The sequence below is a fragment of the Microbacterium sp. Leaf436 genome (assembly GCF_001424715.1).
In the GTDB taxonomy this organism is placed as follows: domain Bacteria; phylum Actinomycetota; class Actinomycetes; order Actinomycetales; family Microbacteriaceae; genus Microbacterium.
In genome coordinates, this window is the sequence record NZ_LMRB01000004.1 from 429,514 (window position 1) to 453,481 (window position 23,968).

General features: G+C 72.0%; 22 protein-coding genes. 6 read left to right on the top strand and 16 right to left on the bottom strand.

What is annotated here, in order from left to right; genetic code table 11:
* Nucleotides 1–9: 9 nt before the first annotated feature.
* Nucleotides 10–573 carry a DUF402 domain-containing protein gene (locus ASG45_RS14355; RefSeq protein WP_055839051.1) on the bottom strand — a complete coding sequence of 188 codons (564 nt, stop codon included), beginning with the start codon at nt 571–573 and terminating at the stop codon, nt 10–12.
* Between the two features lie 150 nt (nt 574–723).
* On the opposite strand from ASG45_RS14355, the gene ASG45_RS14360 reads away from it, so the two are divergent.
* Nucleotides 724–1,938, top strand: coding sequence for an isochorismate synthase (locus tag ASG45_RS14360; protein ID WP_055839576.1), 1,215 nt, complete (start codon nt 724–726; stop codon nt 1,936–1,938).
* 12 nt (nt 1,939–1,950) lie between these two features.
* Here the strand turns inward: ASG45_RS14360 and ASG45_RS14365 are convergent, their stop codons facing one another.
* The 3 genes from ASG45_RS14365 to ASG45_RS14375 all read right to left on the bottom strand — a co-directional run bounded on the left by ASG45_RS14365 (nt 1,951) and on the right by ASG45_RS14375 (nt 5,087).
* Entirely contained in the window at nt 1,951–2,808 is an 858-nt protein-coding gene (locus ASG45_RS14365; protein WP_055839054.1) for a polyphosphate kinase 2 family protein, read from the bottom strand.
* A 62-nt stretch (nt 2,809–2,870) separates the two neighbouring features.
* Nucleotides 2,871–4,667: a 2-succinyl-5-enolpyruvyl-6-hydroxy-3-cyclohexene-1-carboxylic-acid synthase gene (gene menD / locus ASG45_RS14370; protein WP_055839057.1), complete on the bottom strand. Its 1,797-nt coding sequence runs from the start codon at nt 4,665–4,667 to the stop codon at nt 2,871–2,873.
* A 3-nt stretch (nt 4,668–4,670) separates the two neighbouring features.
* Nucleotides 4,671–5,087, bottom strand: a complete 417-nt coding sequence (locus ASG45_RS14375; protein WP_055839060.1) for a PLDc N-terminal domain-containing protein — start codon at nt 5,085–5,087, stop codon at nt 4,671–4,673.
* 74 nt (nt 5,088–5,161) lie between these two features.
* On the opposite strand from ASG45_RS14375, the gene ASG45_RS14380 reads away from it, so the two are divergent.
* A complete protein-coding gene (locus ASG45_RS14380) occupies nt 5,162–5,500 on the top strand; it encodes a DUF4229 domain-containing protein (RefSeq protein ID WP_055839063.1) in 339 nt (112 codons plus the stop codon).
* 31 nt (nt 5,501–5,531) lie between these two features.
* On the opposite strand, the gene ASG45_RS14385 is transcribed toward ASG45_RS14380, so the two are convergent.
* The 4 genes from ASG45_RS14385 to ASG45_RS14400 all read right to left on the bottom strand — a co-directional run bounded on the left by ASG45_RS14385 (nt 5,532) and on the right by ASG45_RS14400 (nt 9,559).
* Complete coding sequence (locus tag ASG45_RS14385) at nt 5,532–6,503, bottom strand: 1,4-dihydroxy-2-naphthoate polyprenyltransferase (protein WP_055839066.1); 972 nt, start codon at nt 6,501–6,503, stop codon at nt 5,532–5,534.
* A gap of 85 nt (nt 6,504–6,588) precedes the next feature.
* The gene (locus tag ASG45_RS14390) at nt 6,589–7,743 is read right to left on the bottom strand and encodes an AMP-binding protein (protein ID WP_055839070.1); all 1,155 of its coding nucleotides are present in this window, start codon (nt 7,741–7,743) and stop codon (nt 6,589–6,591) included.
* A gap of 28 nt (nt 7,744–7,771) precedes the next feature.
* Complete coding sequence (locus tag ASG45_RS14395; protein WP_055839072.1) at nt 7,772–8,674, bottom strand: 1,4-dihydroxy-2-naphthoyl-CoA synthase; 903 nt, start codon at nt 8,672–8,674, stop codon at nt 7,772–7,774.
* An 87-nt stretch (nt 8,675–8,761) separates the two neighbouring features.
* Entirely contained in the window at nt 8,762–9,559 is a 798-nt protein-coding gene (locus tag ASG45_RS14400) for an LLM class F420-dependent oxidoreductase (protein WP_055839076.1), read from the bottom strand.
* Nucleotides 9,560–9,606: 47 nt separating this feature from the next.
* Here ASG45_RS14400 and ASG45_RS14405 point away from each other — a divergent pair, with 47 nt between their 5' ends.
* Nucleotides 9,607–10,608, top strand: a complete 1,002-nt coding sequence (locus tag ASG45_RS14405) for an o-succinylbenzoate synthase (protein WP_055839078.1) — start codon at nt 9,607–9,609, stop codon at nt 10,606–10,608.
* Here the strand turns inward: ASG45_RS14405 and ASG45_RS14410 are convergent.
* Nucleotides 10,595–11,221, bottom strand: a complete 627-nt coding sequence (locus tag ASG45_RS14410) for a TetR/AcrR family transcriptional regulator (RefSeq protein WP_055839081.1) — start codon at nt 11,219–11,221, stop codon at nt 10,595–10,597. The two genes, ASG45_RS14405 and ASG45_RS14410, sit on opposite strands and share 14 nt — an antisense overlap.
* Before the next feature lie 117 nt (nt 11,222–11,338).
* On the opposite strand from ASG45_RS14410, the gene ASG45_RS14415 reads away from it, so the two are divergent.
* The 3 genes from ASG45_RS14415 (at nt 11,339) to ASG45_RS14425 (ending at nt 17,404) form a co-directional block, all read left to right on the top strand.
* Nucleotides 11,339–14,245, top strand: coding sequence for an MMPL family transporter (locus ASG45_RS14415; protein ID WP_055839579.1), 2,907 nt, complete (start codon nt 11,339–11,341; stop codon nt 14,243–14,245).
* A complete protein-coding gene (locus ASG45_RS14420; RefSeq protein ID WP_055839084.1) occupies nt 14,242–16,329 on the top strand; it encodes a YhgE/Pip domain-containing protein in 2,088 nt (695 codons plus the stop codon). The genes ASG45_RS14415 and ASG45_RS14420 overlap by 4 nt, the downstream gene beginning before the upstream one ends.
* 184 nt (nt 16,330–16,513) lie before the next feature.
* Nucleotides 16,514–17,404 (top strand): endonuclease domain-containing protein, encoded by an 891-nt coding sequence (locus tag ASG45_RS14425; RefSeq protein ID WP_055839087.1) that lies wholly within the window; start codon nt 16,514–16,516, stop codon nt 17,402–17,404.
* A gap of 481 nt (nt 17,405–17,885) precedes the next feature.
* On the opposite strand, the gene ccsB is transcribed toward ASG45_RS14425, so the two are convergent.
* The 7 genes from ccsB to ASG45_RS14460 all read right to left on the bottom strand — a co-directional run bounded on the left by ccsB (nt 17,886) and on the right by ASG45_RS14460 (nt 23,952).
* Complete coding sequence (gene ccsB / locus ASG45_RS14430; RefSeq protein ID WP_055839090.1) at nt 17,886–18,896, bottom strand: c-type cytochrome biogenesis protein CcsB; 1,011 nt, start codon at nt 18,894–18,896, stop codon at nt 17,886–17,888.
* Nucleotides 18,897–18,900: 4 nt separating this feature from the next.
* Entirely contained in the window at nt 18,901–20,634 is a 1,734-nt protein-coding gene (gene resB, locus ASG45_RS14435; protein WP_055839092.1) for a cytochrome c biogenesis protein ResB, read from the bottom strand.
* Nucleotides 20,615–21,364: a cytochrome c biogenesis CcdA family protein gene (locus ASG45_RS14440; protein WP_055839095.1), complete on the bottom strand. Its 750-nt coding sequence runs from the start codon at nt 21,362–21,364 to the stop codon at nt 20,615–20,617. Before ASG45_RS14440 ends, resB begins: the two co-directional genes overlap by 20 nt.
* On the bottom strand, nt 21,361–21,966 hold the full coding sequence (locus ASG45_RS14445) for a TlpA family protein disulfide reductase (protein ID WP_055839098.1): 606 nt from the start codon (nt 21,964–21,966) through the stop codon (nt 21,361–21,363). The genes ASG45_RS14440 and ASG45_RS14445 overlap by 4 nt, the downstream gene beginning before the upstream one ends.
* Complete coding sequence (locus tag ASG45_RS14450) at nt 21,966–22,610, bottom strand: histidine phosphatase family protein (RefSeq protein ID WP_055839100.1); 645 nt, start codon at nt 22,608–22,610, stop codon at nt 21,966–21,968. The genes ASG45_RS14445 and ASG45_RS14450 overlap by 1 nt, the downstream gene beginning before the upstream one ends.
* Before the next feature lie 143 nt (nt 22,611–22,753).
* Nucleotides 22,754–23,464 (bottom strand): DedA family protein, encoded by a 711-nt coding sequence (locus tag ASG45_RS14455; protein WP_055839102.1) that lies wholly within the window; start codon nt 23,462–23,464, stop codon nt 22,754–22,756.
* 98 nt (nt 23,465–23,562) lie between these two features.
* On the bottom strand, nt 23,563–23,952 hold the full coding sequence (locus ASG45_RS14460; protein ID WP_156458825.1) for a hypothetical protein: 390 nt from the start codon (nt 23,950–23,952) through the stop codon (nt 23,563–23,565).
* Between the last annotated feature and the right edge of the window lie 16 nt (nt 23,953–23,968).

The following is a 23,968-nucleotide window of genomic DNA, read 5'->3' on the forward strand; positions in this document are numbered from 1 at the left end:
CCGTCGAGTCTAGGCCGGGTCACCCTGGCGGTCGCCGGGGGTTGCCAGCGCCGCGAGCCGATCGAGCCAGGGCCGGGTGACGGCATCCGAGAACGGGGCGACCCCCTCGCGCACGCGGTGCTCGAGATCGAGCGCCGTCGCCTCGAGGTGCGTCACGATCTCGGCCGGGTAGCCGTAGCGCACGCGGTGCTCGTCCCACTCGTCGCGATCGTCGACCCAGGTGCCGCGGCCGTCGGTACGGCGCACGACGTCGAGGTCCATGTCGATGCCGCGCGGCACGCCGTCGTCGCCCCAGCGCACATCCCACGCCAGGTCGATGTACACCGCGACCGGATGCGGTGCGGCGTTGTGGGTGAAGGCCCAGTCGGCGCTCGCCGGCACCAGGGTCACGTTGGGCTCGCGGCAGACGAAGGCCGCGCCCGGCCGTTCGCTGCGCCACCCCACCTGCTGGCCGAACCACTCGCCCCACTCGTCGGAACCGAGGTAGACGCTGTCCTGCACCCAGTGCGGCGAGCCGTCCCACTTGCGCCACTCGAACAGCAGGCGGGTGCCGGGAGCGGGGCGATTATCCATGCTCGGAGTCTAAAACGCCGTCCGGCGTCGGTCTCCGCGCCCGGCGTCCGCGGCCTCGGCCGGCGCCGCGGGTCTACGCTGAAAGACGTGCTGGAACCCGCGGATGACGTCGTGCCGCGCCTGCGCGTGGTCACGCGCGAGCTGCCCCCCATGGACGACGTGCTCGCCTATACGACCCCCTACGATCCCCTGTTCTGGACGCGGCGGGGAGAATCGCTGGCGGCCTTCGGCGACCTGCTGACGCTGCGCTACACGGGGCACCAGCCGGGCGATGCCACGATCTCGGCGCGCTGGCGGGCGATCGCCGCCGCCGCCGAGGTCGACGACCCCGTGCAGCTGCCGGGCACCGGACTCGTCGCCTTCGGTTCGTTCGTGTTCGACCCCCGCTCGGAGCGCGAGAACGTTCTGCGCGTTCCCGGCATGATCGTCGGGCGCCACGGCGGACGCGCCTGGGTCACCCGCCTCGCCTTCGACGACACCCCCGACGAACCCGAACCCGAGCTGCCCCCGCGCTCGCCCTTCGGCCCCCACTGGTCGGCGACCCTGGGTCCCGGTCGCCAGAGTGCCGAGGGGTATCAGGATGCCGTCCGCACGGCCATCGAGGCCATCGGCGCCCGCGAGGTGGGCAAGGTCGTGCTCGCACGCGACATCGTGGGCACCGTTCCGGCCGGGTCAGACCTGCGCCGGCTCGTCCGGTCGCTGCTCGAGGGGTATCCGGATTGCTGGGTGTTCGCGGTCGACGGTCTGATCGGCGCGAGCCCCGAGACACTCGTCACCGTGTCGAAGGGCACGGTGACCGCCCGCGTTCTGGCGGGCACCACCGCGCGCGGCGGCGACGCCGACGCCGACGTCGCGGCATCCCTTGCCCTCACGCGCAGCTCGAAAGATCAAGAGGAGCACCGTTTCGCGGTGCAGAGCGTGCTCACCTCGCTGCGCCCGCACACCTCGGCGCTCGCGGCGGCCGAGCAGCCCTTCACCCTCAAGTTGCCCAACGTCTGGCATCTCGCGACCGATGTCGAGGGCACCCTCAGCGAAGACGCGTCGTCGTTGGACCTGATCTCGGTGCTGCACCCCACCGCCGCCGTCGCCGGCACCCCCACCGCCGCGGCGATGGATGTCATCCGCCGCCTCGAGCCCTTCGATCGCGGCCGCTACGCCGGCGCCGTCGGGTGGACGGGAGCGTCGGGCGACGGCGAGTGGGCCATCGCCCTGCGGTGCGCGCAGGTCGACCGCGCGGCGCCGTCCTCTCCCACCGCCCCGATCACGGCCTATGCCGGTGCGGGGATCGTCGCCGACAGCGTTCCCGAGTCGGAGCTGCTCGAGACCCGCGTCAAGTTCCGCCCCATCGTCGAGGCCCTCGCCTGATCCGACTGAGCGTCACGATGCCGCGAGTCGTGCCTTCTCGGCCTCGACGTCGTAGTCGGCCGCGGGCCACCGCGGGTCGATGTCGGTGAGCGCGTCGATGAGCAGCTGCTGCACGGCCAGGCGGGCGTACCACTTGCGGTCGGCCGGAATCACGTGCCACGGGGCGACGGGTGTCGAGGTGCGATCGATCGCCACCTGGTAGGCCTGCATGTAGTCGTCCCACAGCGCCCGCTCGTCGACGTCGGACGGGTTGTACTTCCAGTGCTTGTCGGGGCGGTCGAGGCGCTCGGCGAGACGCGCGCGCTGTTCGTCCTTCGAGATGTGCAGCATGACCTTGACCACTCGGATGCCGAGGTCGGCCGCCTCCGCCTCGAAGTTCACGATCGCGCCGTAGCGTCGTTCGATCTCGTCGGCGGGGGCGAGTTCGCGCACCCGACCGATCAGCACGTCTTCGTAGTGCGAGCGGTCGAAGACACCGAGGTGGCCCGCGTCGGGCAGGCGCTTCTCGATGCGCCACAGGAAATCGTGCGCGAGCTCCTCGGCGGTGGGCTTCTTGAACGACGCGAGCTCCACGCCCTGGGGGTCGACCGTGCCGACGACGTGGCGCACGATCCCGCCCTTGCCCGCGGTGTCCATGGCCTGCAGCACCAGCAGCACCGAGCCGGTCGCGGTGCCCGCCACGCTCTGAGCAAAGAGGCGTTCCTGCAGGGCTTCGAGGGGTTCGCGGCCCGCGTCGAGGTCGGCTTTGCCGTCGGTCTTGTCGCCGTCGTAGCCGGGCGTCGATCGCGGGTCGATGTCGGTGAGGCGGAATCCGGGCTCGACGCGCAGCGCGTCGGAGGCGGGCGTGGACCATCTGCGGCGTGTGCTCATGTCCCCATCGTGTGGGGCGTCGGCGGCACGCGCCAGTGGTTGACGCGTCGACGTCCCGCCCGTCAACGCGGCAGCGGAACCTCGATCAGCTGGCGACCGCCGGTCGGCGAGGTCAGCACCTGGTCGAGTGCGACGCGGGTGGTGCAGCGGTGGTACTCCCAGCCGAAGGCGAGGGCCAGCTGCTCGAGGCGCGCGGTGTGCGGGGTGTACTGCACGCGCGCCATCGCGTCGGAGCCGGCGATGCCGGCCACCTCGAGGCCGTCGAAGATCGTGCCGCCGCCGTCGTTGCCGACCACGACCTGCAGGCGCGGTTCGTCTTCGCCCGGGGGCAGCAGCAACGCGCCCACGTCGTGCAGGAAGGCCAGGTCGCCCAGCAGCACGCGGGTCACGCCCGGGCGCTCCTCGATCTGGCTGGCGAGGGCGACGCCGGTCGCCGTGGCGATGGTGCCGTCGATGCCGGCGAGGCCGCGGTTGGAGTGCACGGCCACCTTCTTGCCGCCGAGCACCTGGTCGGCCACGCGCACCAGACGCGAGGAACCGAACATGAGGCGATCGTGGGGCCAGGTGGCCCGCCAGACCGCGTCGACGAGGGTCGCCCGGTCGAGGGGGGCACGGATGACCTGCACCTCGGCGTTCAGGGCGCCCAGCCGCTCGTGCGGAACGGCCGAGGCCAGGCCGTCGGCGTCGGGAGCGGGGGGCGACAGGTCGACGGCAGCGTCGCGCGAGGCGCGCATCCACTCCCCCAGCCAGACGCGGTCCCCCGACGAGGGGTGAGGGCGGACCAGGTCGACGGCGATCGTGGCGCCGTTGAGGTTGACGGGTTCTCCGGGGCCGCGGGCGGCGATCACCTCGACGTCGTCTCGCGACAGCAGGCGCGTCACCTCGCGGCTCAGGGTGGGACGCCCGAAGACGACCACGCGCTCGATGCGTCCCCCGAGGGCCGGGTCGTTCAGCAGCGCCCGGTAGCCGTGCACGATCTGCCGGCCGAAACGAGCCCCGCTGACGATCTCGGCCACCAGCGGAAAGCCCCCGTCGTGCGCGAACTGCTCGGCCGCCGCTCCGGCATCCGCTCCGGCGACGACCACGGTGCGCGGTCCCGGCGCGAGCGTGTGGGCGTCCTCGATCTCGGGGGCCACGTCGGCGACACCGATGCCGCCGCCGCCCTGGTACAGCGCTCCCGACGCCTCCGCATCACCGAGCGCGTCGCTCTGCGCGTCGGACGAGGGGGCGATCCCGGATGCCGCTCGCGCGGCGAGCCACGCGGGAACGGCGCCGGCGAGGGGCTCCCGGAACGGCACGTTCAGGTGCACGGGTCCGGGCACCCGGGCGCCTTCACCGAGTGCGGCCGCGAGCGTCGCAGCCGCCAGGGCGTCGGCGTCAGCGGTCTGGGCGGACGACCCGTCGTCGTCGACGGTCTCGGGAACGGGGAGGTCTGCTTCGAACCGCACCGCCGAGCGGAACAGCCCCGGCTGGCGCGTGGTCTGGTTGGCGCCGACGCCGCGCAGCTCGGGCGGCCGGTCGGCGGTGAGCAGCACCAGCGGCACCCCGGCGTGATGGGCTTCGAGGGCGGCGGGCAGCAGGTTGGCGACGGCGGTACCCGAGGTGCAGACGAGGACCGCCGGCATCCCGGTCTCACGTCCGATCCCGAGGGCGGTGAAGCCGGCGACGCGCTCGTCGATGCGCACGTGCAGGTGCACCAGACCCGCGCGTTCCAGGTCGGCGGCCACGAGCGCGAGCGCCTGCGAGCGCGACCCCGGGCTGACGACGATGTGCCGCACCCCGCGCGACACGAGGCCCGCGAGCAGAGCGGCGGCGGCGTCGGTCGCGGGCGCGGCGGAGCGGTTGTTCGACGAGGTCATGGCTCAGCCGACGGAGCCGCGCTGGCCGAGCGTGTCGTCGTCGCCCTTGCCCGGGATGTCGCCCGGGTCTTCGGTGGGCTTCGGGGCGCGAGGGTCGTCGGCTTCGGAGTCGAGCTGCGCCAACTCTTCTTCGAGCCGCCGGATGCGCTCGTCTTGATCGGCGCGAGCGGTGTCGGACATGCGGCCCAGGAACTCGGGGTCGTCGTCGGGAGCGCGTCTCACCACGGGCTGACTCGCACGACCGCGACCGATGACGAACCACAGGATGCCGCCGAGCACCGGCAGCAGGATGACGATGGCCATCCATGCGCCCTTGTTGACGCCGCGGTGACGTCCCGCCGGCTGCACGGCGCAGTCCACGATCGTGTACACCCAGAAGACGGTCGCCACGAGCGCGAGGATGAGGAGCAACCGTGCCATGACCTGAGTCTACGTGTGCCCGCTGGACGCGGGCCGGGCGCCGGCGGTTTCCGAGGCCGCCGTAGGATGGGTGCATGCGTGCTCGCTCGGCCCTCGTCTACACCGTGCTGCGACTGCTCGCGTTCCTCGTACCGCTGGTCGTGCTGCTGTTCTTCCCCGTGTTCCAGGAGTTGCCCTGGCTCGCGGCGATCTTCGCGGCCCTCATCGGCCTGAGCCTGTCGCTGTTGTTCCTGCGTCGCCCGCTCGACAGCGTCACCGGCGGTCTGGCCGAGCGTCGCGCGCAGCGCACCGCCACCGGGCGCCGTACGGGCGCCGAGACCGACGCCGACACCGAAGACGCGGTGGTCGATGCCACGCGGCACGATGACGCCCCCGCGACCGGCACCCCCGAGGGCGACGCTCCGCTTCGCTGACCGCCGGCGCGTACTTTGAATCCGCCGGGGCTCAGAACGCGAAGGCCCAGAAGAGCAGGGCGCCGTAGGCGACCGACGTGAAACTCGTCACCTGCAGCGCCGTGATGAGCTCGCGCGGGGTGCGGTAGGTCCAGACGATGAGGATCGCCGCGAGTCCGCCGAGCAGGGCGACCAGGGTCAGCCACGCCACCGGGTACACGAACGCGAGGAACACCGCGATCCCGAACGGCGCGAGGACGAACAGGGTGAACAGCACCTGCGTCGCGCGGCGGCCGATGAGCACCGACAGGGTGCGCTTTCCCGCGAGGCGGTCCTGCTCGATGTCGCGCAGGTTGTTGGCCAGCAGCACCGCGCAGGCGAGCAGGCCCGCGGCGACCGCGCCCAGCCAGGCCTCCTGCGGCAACGACTGCACCTGCAGCCACGTCGTGCCCAGGGTCGCGACGAGACCGAAGAAGACGAAGACGAACAGCTCGCCCATCGCGTTGTAGCCGTACGGGCGCTTGCCGCCGGTGTAGAACCACGCGGCGACGATGCAGACGGCGCCGACCAGCAGCAACCACCACTGCCCCGTGCGGATGATCAGGGCCAGCCCGATCACCGCGGCGAGCGCGAAGAACGCCAGGGCGACGATCAGCACCGTCCGCGGCTTCGCCTTCTTGCCGCCGGTGAGACGGCCGGGCCCGACGCGCACGTCGTCGGTGCCGCGAATGCCGTCGCTGTAGTCGTTGGCGTAGTTCACGCCGATCTGCAGAGCGAACGCCACGGCGAGACAGGCCAGGGCGATAACCCCGTGCAGCCGGTCGTCGACGAGGGTGGCCGCACCGGTGCCGATGAGCACCGGGGTGATGGCCAGCGGCAGCGTGCGAATGCGGGCCGCCGCGATCCAGTCGCGGGCCGTGGCCGGCGCGACGGCCTGCGGTGCACCGCCCTTCGGCTTCTGGGGGTTGCCGCCGGGGCGACGCTTCGAGGACGACGTCGAACGCTTACGAGACTGTGCTGCCACGGTGGCTCATCCTAAGCCCGTGGTCACCGTCCCCCTTCGCGGACCGGTCGACCCGCGAGCCGGGCGACGCCACCGCTCCCGGGTGTCAGCCCCGCGGATCCTGCGCGAGGCGCGCGCGCACGGCGGCCCGGTCGGGCTTGCCCGACGACAGCGTCGGCAGCTCGTCGACGACGACGAGACGCGACGGACGCGCGGGCGCCCCGACCGCGTCGGCGACCACCGCGCGCACCCGTTCGAGTAGCTCGGCGTCGGCGGCGGGCGTCGGCCGCGGCACGACCACCGCCGACCCCTGGCCCCAGGTGGCATCCGCGACGGGCACCACGACGGCGCTCTCGAGTCCCGCGATGCCGCGCACCGCGGCTTCCACGCGATCGAGCGAGACGTTCACCCCGCCCGAGACGATGACGTTGTCGAGGCGTCCGGTCACGCTCAGCACGCCGTCCACGACCTCTCCCCCGTCGCCCGTGCGGTACCAGCGGGTGCCGGCGTCGTCGGAGGGGAAGACGGATGCCGTCCGCGCGGGGTCGCCGAGATATCCGTCGGCGAGCATCGACCCCGTCAGGCGCACCTCGCCGTCGACGAGGGCCACCTCGACGCCGTCGAGCGGAACCCCGTCGTACACGCAGCCGCCGCTGGTCTCGGTCGAACCGTAGGTGCGCACGATCCGCACCCCCGCGGTCTCGGCGCGCTCGCGCACCGTGGGCGCCAGGGCCTGACCGCCGATGAGGACGGCCTCGAACGAGCGCAGCGCCTTCGCCACCGTCGGATCGGTGTCGGCGGCATCCAGCAGTCGTTGCAACTGGGCCGGGACCAGCGAGGTGTACGTCGGCACCCGGGCGCCGTTCTCGTGCGACGCCATGCCGAGCGCCGCGGCGGCGAACGGTTCGGGGCGGAAGGGACCCGCGACGACCGCCGGCTCGCGATCGGCGAGCAGAGCCCGCACGAGCACCTGCGCCCCCGCGACGTAGGTGGCGGGAACGGCCAGCAGCCAGGCGCCCTCACCGATGCGCGCCGCCGTCGCATACGCACTGCTGATCAGGGCGTTGCGGCTGAGCAGCACCGACTTCGGCACGCCGGTCGATCCCGACGTGGTGACCACGGCGGCCGTTCCCGGGGGGACGTCCGCGGGCAGGTCCGCCCCCGCCCCCAGCGACACCGCGGGACCGGCGCCGAGCACCGCGGTACGCAGGGCGCGCAGCACGTCGCGGGGATCGCCGGATGCCGGAGCCTCGAGCCTCATGAGCGCTCGGCTCGACGGCATCCGGGGCTCAGTAGTGCCACGGGACGTCGGACCAGTCGGGGTCGCGCTTCTCGAGGAAGGAGTCACGGCCTTCGGCGGCCTCGTCGGTGCCGTACGCGAGACGCGTGGCCTCACCGGCGAAGACCTGCTGGCCGACGAGCCCGTCGTCGACCGCGTTGAAGGCGAACTTGAGCATGCGGATGGCCGTCGGCGACTTGGTGAGGATCGTGCGGGCCATGGCGAGAGCTTCGCGCTCGAGTTCGGCGTGCGCGACGACGCGGTTGACCGCGCCCATCTCGTACGCGCGCTGGGCGGAGTACTCCTCGGCCAGGAAGAAGACCTCGCGGGCCAGCTTCTGCCCGATCTGGCGGGCGAAGTACGCGGACCCGTACCCGGCGTCGAACGACCCGACGTCGGCATCGGTCTGCTTGAAACGGCCGTGCTCGGCGCTGGCGATCGACAGGTCGCACACCACGTTGAGCGAGTGGCCGCCGCCCGCCGCCCACCCGGGAACGACCGCGATGACGACCTTCGGCATGAAGCGGATCAGCCGCTGCACCTCGAGGATGTGCAGACGCCCCGCGCGACCCGGGTCGTGCACGGTGTGCTCCTCGTGCGAGTACTTGTACCCGTCGCGACCGCGGATGCGCTGATCGCCGCCGGAGCAGAACGCCCAGCCGCCGTCCTTCGCGCTCGGACCGTTGCCGGTGAGCAGCACCACGCCGATGCGGTGATCCTGTCGCGCGATGTCGAGCGCCGAGTACAGCTCGTCGACCGTGTGCGGCCGGAAGGCGTTGCGCACCTCGGGCCGGTCGAACGCGATGCGCGCCACCCGCCCGTCGTGGGTGACGTGCGCGGTGATGTCGGTGTATCGCTCGGCGCCCGGCGCCAGCGTCCACTCGGCGGGGTCGAACAGCTCGGAGACGGTCACCGTTCCACCCTACGACCCGACGCGGCGGGCGGATCCGGCGGTCGTCGCCCGGAACCCCCGCCTCGCCGCGCAGGTGCCCGACCGGAATCAGGCGTTCTTGCCGTCGCGCCAGGTGAGCCACCGCTCGATGAGCGAGTAGTCCCACTCGGGCCCCGAGAAGCCGAGGGTGAACAGTCGCGTGCCCGCCTCGAACAGGGCGTCGGCGTCGGACTCGTCGCGATCCTTCAGCTCGTTCGAGACGACGAGGGTCGACAGGTCGCGTCCCTCGGTCTCGGCCCACTTCTCGATGACCCCGAGCTTGTGGGGCAGTTCGTCGGGGGTGACGAAGCTGTGCCAGATGTCGGCGTGACGCGCGACGATGCGCAGGGTCTTCTGCTCGCCCTTGCCGCCGATCATGACGGGGACCTTGCGGGTGGGGGCGGGGTTGAGCTTGCCCCAGCGGTCGACGATGCGGTCGAGGTCGGTGGCGAGCGCGTTCAGCCGCGAACCCGCGGTTCCGAACTCGTAGCCGTACTCGTCGTAGTCGCGCTCGAACCAGCCCGAGCCGGTTCCGAAGATGAAGCGGCCGGTGTCGCCGCCCTTCTTGCTGATGTGGTCGATGGTGCGGGCCATGTCGGCCTGCAGGTCGGCGTTGCGGTAGCTGTTGCAGTTGACCAGCGCGCCGAACTCGACCCGTTCGGTCTGCTCGGCCCACGCCGCGAGCATCGTCCACGCTTCGAAGTGCTCGCCGTCGGGGTCGCCGTACAGCGGGAAGAAGTGGTCCCAGTTGAAGAGGACGTCGACGCCCATCTCCTCGAGACGCAGGACGGCGTCGCGGATGTCGGAGTACTGCACGTGCTGCGGCTGGATCTGGACGCCGAGCCGGACCGGGGTATCGAAGAGCATGCGGTCAGCCTATTCCCGGGCACCGGCCCCGAGGCCAGGATGGGGGGATGAGCTCCACGTCTCTTCCCCCCCTCGCCGACGTCCTCTCCACCGCGCGGGTGGTCGCCCTCCCCCTGGCAGCCCGGTTCCGCGGCATCGAGACGCGCGAGGCCGTCGTGTTCGAGGGCCCCGAGGGATGGACGGAGTTCTCGCCGTTCCCCGAATACGACGACGCCGAGGCGGCGACCTGGTTGGCCGGTGCCCTCGACTTCGGCTGGCGCGCCGCCCCGGTCGCGGTGCGGGACGCCATCCCCGTCAACGCCACGATGCCCGCCGTCGCAGCCTCCGAGGTGGCGCGGATCCTCGCCCGGTACGACGGATGCCGGACGGTCAAGGTGAAGGTCGCCGAGGCGGGGCAGGTGCTCGCCGACGACGTCGCGCGCGTCGGGGCCGTGCGCGAGGCGATGGGTCCGGAGGGACGCGTGCGGATCGACGCGAACGGCGCGTGGAACGTCGACGAAGCCGAGCGGGCCGTGCACGCCCTGGCCGAGTTCGACCTCGAGTACGTCGAACAGCCGTGCGCCGCCGTCGAGGAGCTCGCCGAACTGCGCGAGCGCATCGCCTACCTCGACATTCCGATCGCGGCCGACGAGAGCGTGCGGAAGGCCGCCGATCCCCTTCTGGTCGCACGTGCCGGGGCCGCCGACCTGCTCGTCGTCAAGGCACAGCCGCTGGGCGGGGTGCACGCGGCGCTCGACATCGTGGCGCAGGCGGGCCTGCCGGCGGTGGTGTCCAGCGCGCTCGACACCTCGATCGGCCTGGCGATGGGCGCCGCCCTCGCCGCGGCTCTTCCGCAGCTGGACTACGACTGCGGGCTCGGCACCGCCGCCCTCTTCACCGCCGACGTCGTGGCATCCCCGCTGGTACCCCGGGCGGGCATGCTGCGCGTCGAGCGTCCCCGCCCCTCGGCCGTCGATCTCGATCGCGTGGCCGCTCCCGACGAGCGACGCGACTGGTGGCTCGCGCGACTGCGGCGCTGCTATCGCACCCTCGAACTCACTCGAGGATGAGGCGCACGATCTGCGCGAGGCGCTCGCCGAGCTGAGCGTGCGACGCCGCGGGCGAGACCCGCATCATGAGGGCGGTCTCGGCGGTCGACACCCACGCCGACAGCAGCAGCTCGGTCGCCGCTTCCGCCGGCACCCGCAGCACCAGTCCTCGCGCCTCGGCGATGTCGCGCACGAGCTGGGTGACGCTCTCGCCCAGGGCCTGGTTCGACGAGAGGTAGGCCGCGGCGAACTCGGCGTTGCGCAGCGCCTGCAGACGGATCTCGGCGCCGAGCAGTACGTCGAGGCGATCGTCGCCGGTGACTTCGAGCACTCCCTGCACCAGCTGCAGCACCTCGCCCGTGGCATCCAGTCCCCGGTCCTCGATCGAGGTGACGCGCTCGCGGACGGCCGAGATCGTCTGCTCCGCCGAGCGGGCGCACAGAGCGAGGAACAGCTCCTCCTTCGAGGCGAAGTTCGAGTAGAAGGCGCCGCGGGTGAAGCCGGCGCGCTCGCAGACGGCTTCGACCGAGGCGGAGTCGATGCCGACCTCGGCGAACATCTCGGCGGCGGCGTCCATCAGGCGGGTGCGGGTGTTCTCGCGCCGGCGCGACGGTGCGGGGGCGGTGTCGGTCATCCGCATCCTCCTGTTCACGGGGGAGATCCAGGTACGACCACCCCCTCGGCGACTACGATACATTGATGTATCCGATACGGTGATGTATCGACTCGTTCACCGATCGTGGGAGCCACCGTGTCGACATTCCTGTACACCCTGGGCCGTTGGTCGTTCCGCCACCCGTGGCGCGTTCTGACCGCCTGGCTCCTGGTGCTCGTGCTGGCCGGCGGCGGGGTGGCACTGCTCGCCAAGGGCACCGACAACACCTTCACCATCCCGGGCACCGAGTCGCAGGCCGGTCTCGAGATGCTCGAGCGCACCTTCCCCCAGGTGAGCGGGGCGAGCGCCGAGATCATCGTGGTGGCTGCCGACGGCGCGAGCGTGCGTGACCAGGCGTACCAGGATGCCATCACCACCACCACCGGCGACATCGGCAAGCTCGACTTCGTCGAGGCCGTCACCGACCCCTACGACGCCCGCATCTCGGGCGGCATCGCCGACGACGACCGCGCGGCGATCGTGCGCATCCAATTCGCCGGAGAAGCCACCGCCGTCCCCGCCTCCACCGAAGACGGGCTGCGCGAGGCGGCCACGGCCCTGGGCTCCGCCCTGCCGAGCGGATCGCAGGCCGTGCTCGGCGGCCAGCTGTTCGCCAGCGAGGTCCCCGGCGCCACCCTCACCGAGGCCCTCGGCGTGCTCATCGCCGCCCTCGTGCTGATGGTGACGTTCCGCTCATTCCTCGTGGCCGGTATGCCGCTGGCCACCGCCATCCTCGGCGTCGCCCTGTCGGTGGCCCTGATCTTCATCGCCACCGGCTTCGCGACCGTCTCGTCGACCACGCCGCTGCTGGCGGTGATGCTGGGTCTCGCGGTCGGCATCGACTACGCCCTCTTCATCGTCTCGCGACATCAAGACCAGACGAGAGCGGGAATGGACCCCGAGGAGTCCACCGCTCGCGCCGTCGGCACCGCCGGTTCCGCCGTCGTCTTCGCCGGCATCACCGTGCTCATCGCCCTCATCGGCCTGAGCTTCGCCGGCATCCCGTTCCTCACCACCATGGGGATCGCCGCATCGGTCGCCGTCGCGATCGCGGTGTGCGTCGGACTCACCCTGACCCCGGCCTTCCTCGGCTTCGCCGGGCACCGCGTGGTCGGGTGGGGGTACAAGCGGCCCGAGAAGCGTTCCCGCCGCGCCCGCGGCACCTCGGACGACGATGCCGCGGCGGCCGCCGAGGCCGCCGTCGAGCGCGACGAGAAGATCGCGGCCGCAGCCTCGCGCGCCGAACGCAACGGCCCGGCCAAGCGCTGGGTGGGGCTGGTCACCCGGCATCCCGTCGTCACCACCGTCGCGATCGTCGGCCTGCTGGGGGTCACCGCGATCCCCGCCGCCAGCCTCGCGCTCACCCTGCCCAACGCCGGCCAGCTCCCCGAGGGCGACGAAGCCCGCGTCGCGTACGAGCTCACCGACGAGTACTTCGGCCCCGGCGCCAACGGCCCGCTCATCATGACCGGCACGATCGTCACCTCGGACGACCCCCTGACGCTCATGACCGACATCGGCGACGAGATCGCGAAGATCCCCGGGGTCGCCGAGGTCGCTCTGGCGACCCCGAACGAGACCGCCGACACCGGCATCGTGCAGATCGTGCCCGAGACCGCCCCCGACGACCCCCGCACCGCCGACCTCGTGCGGGAGCTCCGCGCGCAAGAGGACCGCCTGTACGACCAGTTCGGCGTCCATCTGCTCGTCACCGGCTACACCGCCGTGACCATCGACATCTCCGACCAGCTGGGAGCGGCCCTGCTGCCCTTCGGCCTCTTCGTCGTCGGCCTGTCGCTCGTGCTGCTGATGATCGTGTTCCGCTCGATCTGGGTGCCGCTGACCGCCGCCGGCGGCTACCTGCTGTCGGTGGCCGCCTCGTTCGGGGTCGTGGCCGCGGTGTTCGAGTGGGGCTGGTTCGCCGACGCCCTGCACGTGGCCAAGGTCGGCCCCATCATCAGCTTCATGCCCATCGTCGTGATGGGCGTGCTGTTCGGCCTCGCGATGGACTACCAGGTCTTCCTGGTCTCGCGGATGCGCGAGGACTACGTGCACGCGGATCGCGAGGGGCGCACGCCCCGCGAGGTGGCGCTCGGCGCCGTGCGCAGCGGCTTCGCGGCCTCGGCCCGCGTCGTAGTCGCGGCCGCCGTCATCATGTTCGCTGTCTTCGTGGCATTCGTGCCCGAGGGCGACTCGAGCCTCAAGCCCATCGCCCTGGGCCTGGCCGTCGGCGTGGCCGTCGACGCCTTCCTCGTGCGCATGACCCTCGTGCCCGCGGTCCTCGCCCTGCTGGGCGACAAGGCCTGGTGGATGCCGCGCTGGCTCGACCGCCTGCTGCCGAAGCTCGACGTCGAGGGCGAAGCCGTCGAGCGCGAGGTGCGCCTCGCCGACTGGCCGGCGGAGCCCGCCATGGCCGTCGCCGCCGACGACCTTCGCACGGTCGGAGCTTCGGATGCCGAGGAGCCCGTGTTCCGCGACGTCTCGCTGCGTCTCGGATTCGGCGGCACCCTGCTGGTCACCGGTGAGAGCCGCACCACCCGCACGCTGCTCCTCGCCCTGTCGGGGCGCCTCGCCGGCATCGACGGGCGTCTGCGCGTCGATGGACTGCTCGTTCCCGAGCGCGCGGGAGCCGTGCGCTCCCGCGTCGGCGTCGCCCTGCTCGACGACCCCGCCGAGGCCGCGCGCACCGTCGCCGACGCGGTCGCGGGTCGCGCGCGCATCATCGTCGTGTCCGACGTCGACCGCCTCGACGACGACACCCGCGACGACGTCGCCCACGTGCTCCGCCGCGCCGCCACCGAGGCGCGCGAACGTTCGGGAGAGGACTCCTCCCCGTTCACGCTCATCGTGTCGGCCCGCGACGAACGCCGGGCCCTCGCCCTGCTGGCCGAGGCGCACCGCCCGGACGTGGCCTCGCTCGCCCTTCCGACACCGCGGCGCCACCGCGCGCCGGATTCCCCGCAGCCCGAAACCTACGCCGATCTCTCCGAGGTGTTCGCATGACTCTCCCCGTCGAGCGCTCCCGTTCGCGCCGCCCCGTGACCTGGCTCACCCTCGTCGGCGTGCTGCTGCTGCCGGCCGTCATCGGCGGCATCCTCGTGGGCGCGCTGTACAACCCCACCGACCGGCTCGAGAACATCACCGCCGCCATCGTCAACGACGACAAGGCCGTCGAGCTGAACGGTCAGCTCGTGCCGCTCGGTCGTCAGCTCACCGGCGGTCTGGTCAAGGGCGCCGACGACCAGTCGAGCAACATCGACTGGGTCATCTCGAACGACGCGGATGCCGCGGCGGGCCTCGCCGACGGCACCTACACCGCCGTCGTGACCATCCCCGAGAACTTCACGGCCGCCTCGCTGTCGACCCGCCCCGGAGAGAGCCCCGAGAAGGCCACGATCGGCGTCGCCACGGCCCCCAACGCCCGGGTCGTCGACGGTGCGATCACCACGACCCTGGCCTCCACCGCCTCGAGCGTCTACGGCAGTGAGCTGTCGTCGCAGTACCTCAAGAACGTCTTCCTCGGCTTCACGACCCTCGGCGACCAGCTGGGCACCGCCGCCAGCGGGGCGCACCAGCTCGCCGACGGTGCCGGGCAGGCCGCCTCCGGCGCGACCGGACTGCGCGACGGTCTGGGTCAGCTCGCCGACGGTGCCTCGCAGTTGTCGAGCGGAGCGGGACAGCTCGCGAGCGGCGCGGGACCCCTGGCCGACGGCGCCACCCAGCTCTCGAGCGGCGCGGGCGCCCTCGCGCAGGGAACGCGCGATGCCGCCACCGGCGTCGGCAAGCTGGCCAGTGGAGCCGACGGCATCGCCGCCGGAAATCAGCAGCTCGCCACGCAGATCAACGGTCTCGCAGACCAGATCCCGCCCGGCTTCGAAGACGCCGCCACCCGCCTGGCGCAGGCCGCCCCGCAGGTGAACACCGCCCTGGTCGATGCGGCCGCCGCCCTGCAGAAGGCGGCCGACGAGTGCACCGGCACCCCCGAGCAGTGCACGGCGTTGCGCAACGCCTCCGACGAAGCCAACAAGGCGCTCCCGGAGGCCACCGAGACGGTGGCCAAGATCGGCGAGCTGGCCGGGCAGGCCTCGCAGCTCCCCGCCGGGATCCGCACCATCGCCGACGCCAACCAGCAGCTCGCCGACGGCGCAGCCGGCCTCGCCGGCGGGGCGCGCGAGGCCGAGACGGGGATCAACACGATCGCCGGCGGCATCGACGCCCTCTCCGGCGGCGCGAACCAGCTCGCCGACGGCGCGCGGCAGTTCGGCACCGGCGCGTCGGCCCTCAGCTCCGGCGCCGCACAACTGGCATCCGGCACCCTGGGCGCCCAGGACGGCGCCGGTCAACTCGCCGACGGCGTGAGCCAGGTGGCATCCGGCACCACGTCTCTCGCCGACGGCCTCGACACCGCCGTGTCGCAGCTGCCGAAGTACTCCGACGCCCAGGCGACCACCCTCGCCGACGTCGTCGCCGACCCGGTGTCGGCCACCGGCGCGAGCGACTCGCTCTTCGGCCTGGCCGCCGTTCCGCTGCTCGCCATGGCCGTGCTGTGGTTCGGCGGGCTCGCCTCGTTCGTGGCCTTCCAGGCGGTGTCGGCGCGCGCGCTGACGAGCCGACGCCCCTCGGCGCTCGTCGCCCTGCGCGGCTTCGCCCCCGCAGCTGCCGTCGGCGCCGTGCAGGGTCTGCTGGTCGCGGGCGTGGTGCAGGTGGCATCCCAGTACGACTGGGACGACTGGGCCCTGTTCGCCGTCATCTGCATCGCCGCGGGCGTGGCCTTCGCCGCCGTGCACCAGGCCCTCGTCGCCGTGTTCGGCGGAGCGGGACGCTGGGTCGCCGCGGTGATCGGCGCCCTCGCCCTGGGGGCGACGATCGTCTCGACGGTGCCACCGGCCCTCGCCGCCGCCGCATCGCTCATGCCCACCGCCCCGGTGTACGACGCGATGCTCGGCGCCCTGTCGTCGTCGAGCGGGGTCGCCGCCGGCATCGCCGGGCTGGTGGTGTGGGCCGTGCTGTCGCTGGTGGTGACGACGCTGATCGTGACGCGTCGCCGTACGACGTCGGCGCGCGCCGCAGCGGTCTCCGTCGCCTAGCCCGCTCCCCCTCCCCCCCTGTTGAGTGTCCAAGACACGCCGCTGAGCCGCCCCCGGCCGCGGCGTGTTCTGGACACTCAACGGAGGGCGGGCCGCGCGTGAGGGTCCTCCACAGGGAGGGTTGTCCACACGCGGGGCGGGGGCGCGCAGCGCGGGGCACCGTGCCCGGTGTCTGCTGTCGGGCATGCGCCCTCGACCTCTCCCCGCCGAGCTCGGCACCGCGTTCCACGTTCGCGACGCGGACCGTCTCGGCATCCCGCCCAGAAGGCTCCGCGCTCGCGACCTGCGGTCGCCGTTCCACGGCGTCCGGTACGCCGGCGACGACCCCGGACTCGGATCCGTCGCGGAGCGATGCCACGCGTACCTCCCGCGGATGTCGGGTGGCCAGTTCTTCAGCCACGTCACGGCCGCCTCACTGTGGGGGATGCCGCTGCCTTTTCCGCACGGCGAAGAGCTGCACGTCTCGGCGGTACCGCCCGCTCGAGAGCCCCGCACTCCGAGGGTCACCGGACACCGCCTGGTGATGCCGCCCGACGGAATCACCCTCCTCGACGATCTGCCCGTCACCGCTCGAACGGAGACGTGGGCGCAACTCGGCGCCGTGCTGCGCGTGGACGACCTCGTCGCGGTCGGCGACTGGCTCGTGGCCCAGGGCGATCCGGTGCCGGGCCTCGAGGAGGTGGCGATGCGCGCCCGACGGCGCGGAGCGGTGGCGCTCCGTGAGGCGGCCGGTCTCGTTCGCCCGGGTGCGGAATCACCGCGCGAAAGCGCCGTGCGTCTCGTCCTCGTGGATGCCGGTCTGCCCGAGCCCCAGCTCAACTGGACGCTCCGGACAGCCTCGGGGCTCTTCGTCGCCAGGCTCGACATGGCCTACCCCGAGCAGCGCGTCGCCGTGGAATACGACGGGCGCCATCACGCTGAAGCCGCGCAGTTCCGCCGCGACGCCGACCGGTGGCGGGCGATCAGCGACGCGGGATGGACCCTGGTCCGCGTCCTCGCGCATCATCTCGACGCGCCGAACCAGCTCATCGTCGCGCCGGTCCGCAGTGCCCTGCTGGCCGCAGATTCCCGTTGAGTGTCCACAACACGCCGCCACGCACAGCGAGGACGCGGCGTGTCTCGGACAGTCAACGGGCAAGCCCCGGCCGCGGCGCGAGTCACGGCAGAGGCCCCGCAAGAGCGCCCGCCCGCGTTCGGCGCGTGCGCGACGGAGCCCCGCCCGCGCTCGGCGCGCGCCCCTCAGCGGCCACAACACGGTTGAGTGTCCAAGACACGCCGCCAGGCACGACGGGCACGCGGCGCGTCCTGGACACTCAACGGGCAAGCCCCGGCCGCGGCGCGAGCCACGGCAGAGGCCCGGCAAGAGCGCCCGCCCGCGTTCGGCGCGTGCGCGACCGACCGTCCGCCCGCTCTCTGCGTGTTCGCGACGGAGCCCCGCCCGCGCTCGGCGCGCGCCCCTCAGCGGCCACAACACGGTTGAGTGTCCAAGACACGCCGCCACGCACAGCGGGCACGCGGCGTGTCCTGGACACTCAACGGGCAGACCGACGCCCGCGTCAGGTCGTCAGACCGCTGTACGCGTGCAGGCCCTTGAAGAACACGTTCACGATCGTGAAGTTGAACAGCACGGCGGTGAAGCCGATGATCGACAGCCACGCCGAGCGGGTGCCGCGCCAGCCGCGGGTCGCGCGGGCGTGGATGTATCCGGCGTAGAGCACCCAGATCACGAAGGTCCAGACTTCCTTGGTGTCGAAGCCCCAGAAGCGGCCCCACGCGTCGTTCGCCCAGATGGACCCGGCGATGAGGGTGAACGTCCAGAAGATGAAGCCGACGATCGCGAAGCGGTAGGCGAGCGACTCCAGCGCGTCGGCCTTGGGGACCGTCCGCAGGAAGCTGCGCTTGGGCGCGTCGTCCGACGGCGCCGCCTCGGCGAGCTTGCGTTCGCGGCGCGTCTGGATGAGCTGCACCACCGACAGCCCGAACGCCAGGGCGAACAGGGCCGTGGCCAGGCTGGCGACGAACACGTGGACCACGAGCCACACCGACTTCAGCGGGTCGGCCAGCGGCACGACGTCGACGTGGAACGCGAGCGTCGCCCCGCCGAGCAGCAGCACGGTGAGGCCCGTCATCAGCGCGCCCAGGAAGCGCAGGTCGTAGCGGGTGAGCACGGCGAGGTACACCGCGATGATGAGCAGCAGACCGGTCATCGCGAACTCGTACATGTTCGACCACGGCACGCGCTCGGCGGCGATGCCGCGCAGCACGGTCGCGGTGAGGTGGAACACGAACCCGAGGGCCGTCAACACCGTTCCCAGCCGCGCCCAGAGGTAGCGGGGCTTTGCTGCGGCAGGGGATGCCGACGACCCGGTGGATCCGCCGATCACTCCCCCGCCCCCCGCGGTGACGAGCTCGCGGGCGACGACGTCGTCCTTCGCCTTCAGCGCGAGGTCGGAGCGTCGTGCGAGGTCGATCGCGTAGGCGATGAACGCCAGCACGTAGATGGTGACCGCCGTCCACACCAGGAGGAGGGAGATCTCGTCGAGGAGAAGCGGGTCGGTTCCGGGCATGGTGTCAGTCTACTTTTCCGGTGTCGGGGTGGCGCGGGGACGGAAGGGACGAGGCGTGCTTCTCGGCGAGCTGGGCGACGGCGGCGCCGAGGGTGGGGTCTTCACCGCGAGCCAGGCCCGCGTACTCGACGATCACGGCGTCGCCCTGCGGCGTCGCCTTGACCCACATGCGCCGACGCGGGACGAACAGCGCGGTCATGAGCCCGAACAGCGCGAGCAGCGCGAAGGCGAGCACCCAGGGACCGGCGAGGTCACGGTGGATCGACAGCGAGGCGAAGCGCTTCACCGAACCGTCGTACCCGGAGGCGCCGGCGGGGGCCTCGTTCTCGAACGTGATGGTGCCGAGACCGTTCGGCAGGTCCTGGGTCTCGCCCGGCATGAGCTGCAGGGCGGGGGTGCCGCTGTCACCGCCGGCGATCTGCGTCATCCCCGAGGGGTCGAGCGTGTAGACCGATCGGGGCGTGCCGTCGTCGATGCCGAGGTCGCCCTCGTAGACGCGCAGCGTGAGCACGGGGTACTCCAGCGCGCCGTAGGTCGAGGTGAGCGCGCCCGAAGGCAGCACGTCCATCGTCGGGTAGAAGAAGCCGAGCAGGCCGAGCTGCTGCGGCAGTCCGTCGGCGACCTTGATGACGCCGAGCGAGGTCATGTTGGCATCCTGGGGAAGGAAGGCCACGGAGTCGTGGAAGACCTCCCGCCCCTCGGCGTCGCGGATCGTGACGGTGGGCGCGTAGCCGTTGCCCAGCAGGTAGACACGGTCGCCCTGCACGTCGAGCGGGTGATTGACGCGCACCTCGCCGTCCTCGGGCTCGCCGCCCGGGGCTCGCGTGGTCATGTGCGCCACGAAGTCGCCCGCCTGACCCGAGCCGGGCTGGCCGGGTGGCACGTAGGCGACGTCGAAGGCGTCGAGCGTCATGGAGTACGGCGTGAGCGTGTCGCCGCCGACGAAGCGGCCGGGGTTGAACGAGGAGTAGTCGAGCAGGCTGTTCGCGAACGCCTGGCCCTCCACGAGCACCCGTTGCCCCGTGTAGGTGAAGCCGCCTCCGACGCCGACGGCGATGAGCACGCCCACCAGGGCTGCGTGGAAGACCAGGTTGCCCGTCTCGCGCAGGTAGCCGCGCTCGGCCGACACCGAGTACGTGCCGCGCCCGTCGTACCGGGCGACGCGGTATCCGCTCTTGCGCAGCTGAGCGGAGGCGCTGTCGACGGCGGCCGCGGCGACGGCATCCGCGTCTCCGGCGACCGTGAGGCGGCGGGTGCGGTGGTCGTCCAAACGCGACAGCCGCGCGGGCGTGCGCGGGGGCTGCGAGCGCAGGGCCTTCCAGTGGTGTTTGGTGCGCGGCAGCACGCAGCCGATCAGCGAGATGAACAGCAGCAGGTAGATCGCCGAGAACCACGGCGAGCTGTACACGTCGAACAGGCTGAGCTTGTCGAGCACCGGCGCCAGGTCGGGGTTGTCGGTGAAGTACTGGGTGACGCCGTTGGGGTCGGCGGTGCGCTGCGGCACGAGCGAGCCGGGAACGGCGGCGATCGCGAGCAGGAGCAGCAGCACGAGGGCGGTGCGCATGCTGGTGAGCTGACGCCACCCCCAGCGCGCCCATCCCACGACGCCGAGGCGCGGCTGCACGATGTCGTCGCCGGAGCCGTCCGCGACGACGGAGTCGGCGTGGTCGGACGGGCGCAGCACGCCGTCGGCGGGTTCGGTCACTGTCTTTCCTCGATCAGAGCGGGAGTTGGACATTGCCGATCACTCCCTGCAGGGTCGACATCCACTGGCCCCAGACGCCCGTGACCATGAGCAGGCCGAGCGCGATGAGAAGGCCGCCGCCGATGAGGTTGACGACGCGGATGTGCTTGCGCACGAACGACACCGAGCGCGTCGCCCATCCGAAGCCGAGGGCGAGCAGTACGAACGGGATGCCGAGCCCCAGCGAGTACGCCAGTCCCAGCAGTGCCGCCCGGCCCGGGTCGCCGAGGTTGTACGACACCGAGAGGATCGCCGCCAGCGTCGGGCCGATGCAGGGGGTCCAGCCGATGCCCAGCGCGATGCCGAGCAGGGGGGCACCGATCAGGCCCAGGTTGCCGCGCGACTGCAGCCGCACCGAGCGCTGCGCCACCCCGAAGAGGCCGATGAACACGAGTCCCATGAGGATGATGACGACACCCATGACGCGCGTGATGACGTCGCCGTAGCGGGTGAAGAACATGCCGGCGGCTCCGCCGAGCACGTTGATCGCCATGAACACCACGGTGAATCCCGCGATGAACAGGAGGGTCCCACCGAGCAGGCGCCCCCGGCCGGCTCCGGATGCCGAGCCCCCGCGCGGGGCGACGGCACCGCCGATGTACCCCAGGTACCCCGGCACGAGCGGCAGCACGCACGGCGACAGGAACGAGATGAGACCGGCGGCGAGCGCGAGGGGAAGAGCCACCCAGAGTGCGCCGTCGAAGACGAGAGCGCCCGGGTTCACGCGGGCTCCGCGACCAGCGTGCGCACCATGGACTCGAGGATCGAGGCCTCGGGGAGCTCGCCGATGACGCGGGCGGCGACGCGGCCCTGCTTGTCGAGCACGAGGGTGGTGGGCGTCGCGTTGATGGGGGTCTTGTCGGCGAAGGCGAGCTTGAGCTCGCCGTCGTTGACGGCCATCGCGCTCGAGTACGACACCCCGTGATCGCGGGCGAACGACAGCGCCGTGGCGGGCTGGTCGTAGGTGTTGATGCCGAGGAAGGCCACGTCCTGGCCCTGGAAGCTCTGATAGGCCTGCTCGAGGCGCGGGGCCTCGATGATGCACGGGCCGCACGTGGCGTACCAGAAGTTCACGACGAGCACCTTGCCGGCGTAGTCGGCGCTCGACACCGGTGAGCCGTTGTCGAGGCTGCCCGAGAACTCCACGGCCTCGCCGCGGTCGGATTCGGGGATCTCCTGCCACTGCAGCCCGTTGGCGGCGATGTAGCCCTTGTTGTCACCCGCCCGGTACTGCTCGGCGAGGGGGTCGGGCGTGCAGGCCGCGAGGCCCATCACGAGGGCCGCGGCGGCGGCCATCGCTCCGGCGGCGGTGAGGATTCGGCGCATCAGACGGCTCCTACGTCGACGGCTCCGGCGGTGGTGGCCGGCTCGGCGTACGCCACCTCGACCCAGCGCGTCGAGCCGTCGGCGCCGTCTCGCCGTTCGAAGCTCGTCACGCTCGACAGCGCGCAGCGGCGCTTGCGGGGGTCGTGGCGGGTGGGTTGGTGGGAGAGGGCGAGGTGGGTCACCCAGATCGGCAGCTGGTGCGAGACGACGACGACGTCGCCCGAGGGGACGCGTTCCCACGCGTCGCCCATGGCCTCGGTCACCCGCGCCACGACGCGGTCGTAGGGCTCACCCCAGCTGGGAACGGCGGGCTGACGCAGGTGCCGCCAGTTCAGCGGGTTGGCGAGCGCCCGCTTCATCCGCCGTCCCTCGAAGACGTTGGTCGGCTCGATCACCCGCTCATCGATCACGGGCTCGATGCCGAACAGCGTCACGAACGGCTCCGCCGACTCGCGGGTGCGCTGCAGCGGTGAGGCGATGAGGGCCGAGACGGGCCGCTCGAGGCCGTGGACGTACTCGGCGGCCTGGCGCGCCATCTGCCGCCCGTCGACGCTGAGGCCGAATCCGGGGAGCCGACCGTAGAGCACGCGACGGGGGTTGTGGACCTCTCCGTGGCGCACGAGATGAAGGCGATCGGCGGGCACGACGCCAGTCTACGGGCGGGTTCTGTGGTCTGACTGAGCGAGGGGGCGGGTTGCTTCGACGTGGAGATACCCGCGGATACCGGGCCCGCAGGAGGTGTGCGCGCGCGTCGACGGGGACTCGACCCGGCGATGTCCTCCGACGCTCAGGCGTCGGTGCGCGACGCCGGGGCGTCGTTGCGGGAAGCCAGAAGCGAACGGATGCGCGCGTACAGGAACCACGCGACTCCGATCACGACCGCGGCGATCACGACGTACTGCAGGATCGAGGCGTACTCCTCGACGATGTGCCAGTTCTCGCCCAGCAGGAAGCCCGACAGCACGAAGATCGTGTTCCAGATCAGGCTGCCGGCGCCCGTGAGCAGACCGAACCGCCACATCGGCATCTTGGCGACGCCGGCGGGGATCGAGATGAGACTGCGGAAGATCGGGATCATGCGCCCGAAGAACACGGCCTTGCCGCCGTGGCGCTCGAACCACGCGACCGTGCGGTCGACGTCTTCGGGGTGCAGCAGCGGCATCTTCGCGGCGAACGAGCGCAGACGCGCGGCTCCGAGCCACCGCCCGAGGCCGTAGAGCATGAAGGCGCCGACGATCGAGCCGACGGTCGTCCACAGCAGCGCCTCGAACAGCGTGAACGAGCCGCGGCTGGCGGTGAGGCCCGCCATCGGCAGGACGACCTCGCTCGGCAGCGGCGGGAAGAGGTTCTCGAGGGCGATGGCGACGCCCGCGCCCACCGGTCCGATGATCTCCATGAGCGACACGGTCCAGTCGGCCAGCGACGTGAGCCACGACTGCCCGTCCTCGGAGCCGGAGCTCGCGCGCAGGGGGGAGAGAGTGAGGGTGGTGTCGGTCATCGGGTGCCTTCGCGCTCGGTGATCGGCCGCCCGACCGGACGCCCGTTCCAGGCTACGGTCCGGTCATGCGCGGTTCCTGGGGGTTGCCCCCGAGCGGTTCAGGATGCCGAGACCCCGGCGCCGACGAACGCGGCCGCGATGAACCACACCGCCGCCATCCCGACGATGGTGGCCAGCGGCACCCAGAACGCCAGGCGATGGCGCACGAGGCGCACGATCGCGGCGACCACGCCGATCAGCAGGATGACCCAGGGCGAGATGACGGCCGTCCAGAAGCCGATGTTCATCAGCCCCGTGTCGCAGTTCGACGGCCCGCACTGGTCGGCGGCGAACGCCAGCAGCACTCCCGCGTACGAGGCCCCCAGCGCCAGCAGGGGAAGGAGCACGAGCAGGATGATCGTGAGCGCGACGTCCCAGCCACGCGCCTTGCGCACTGTCGGTTCGGGACGCATCGTCCGGAAAGATTCCGGCGGCAACGAGTAGGTCACGCCCCCATCGTAGATT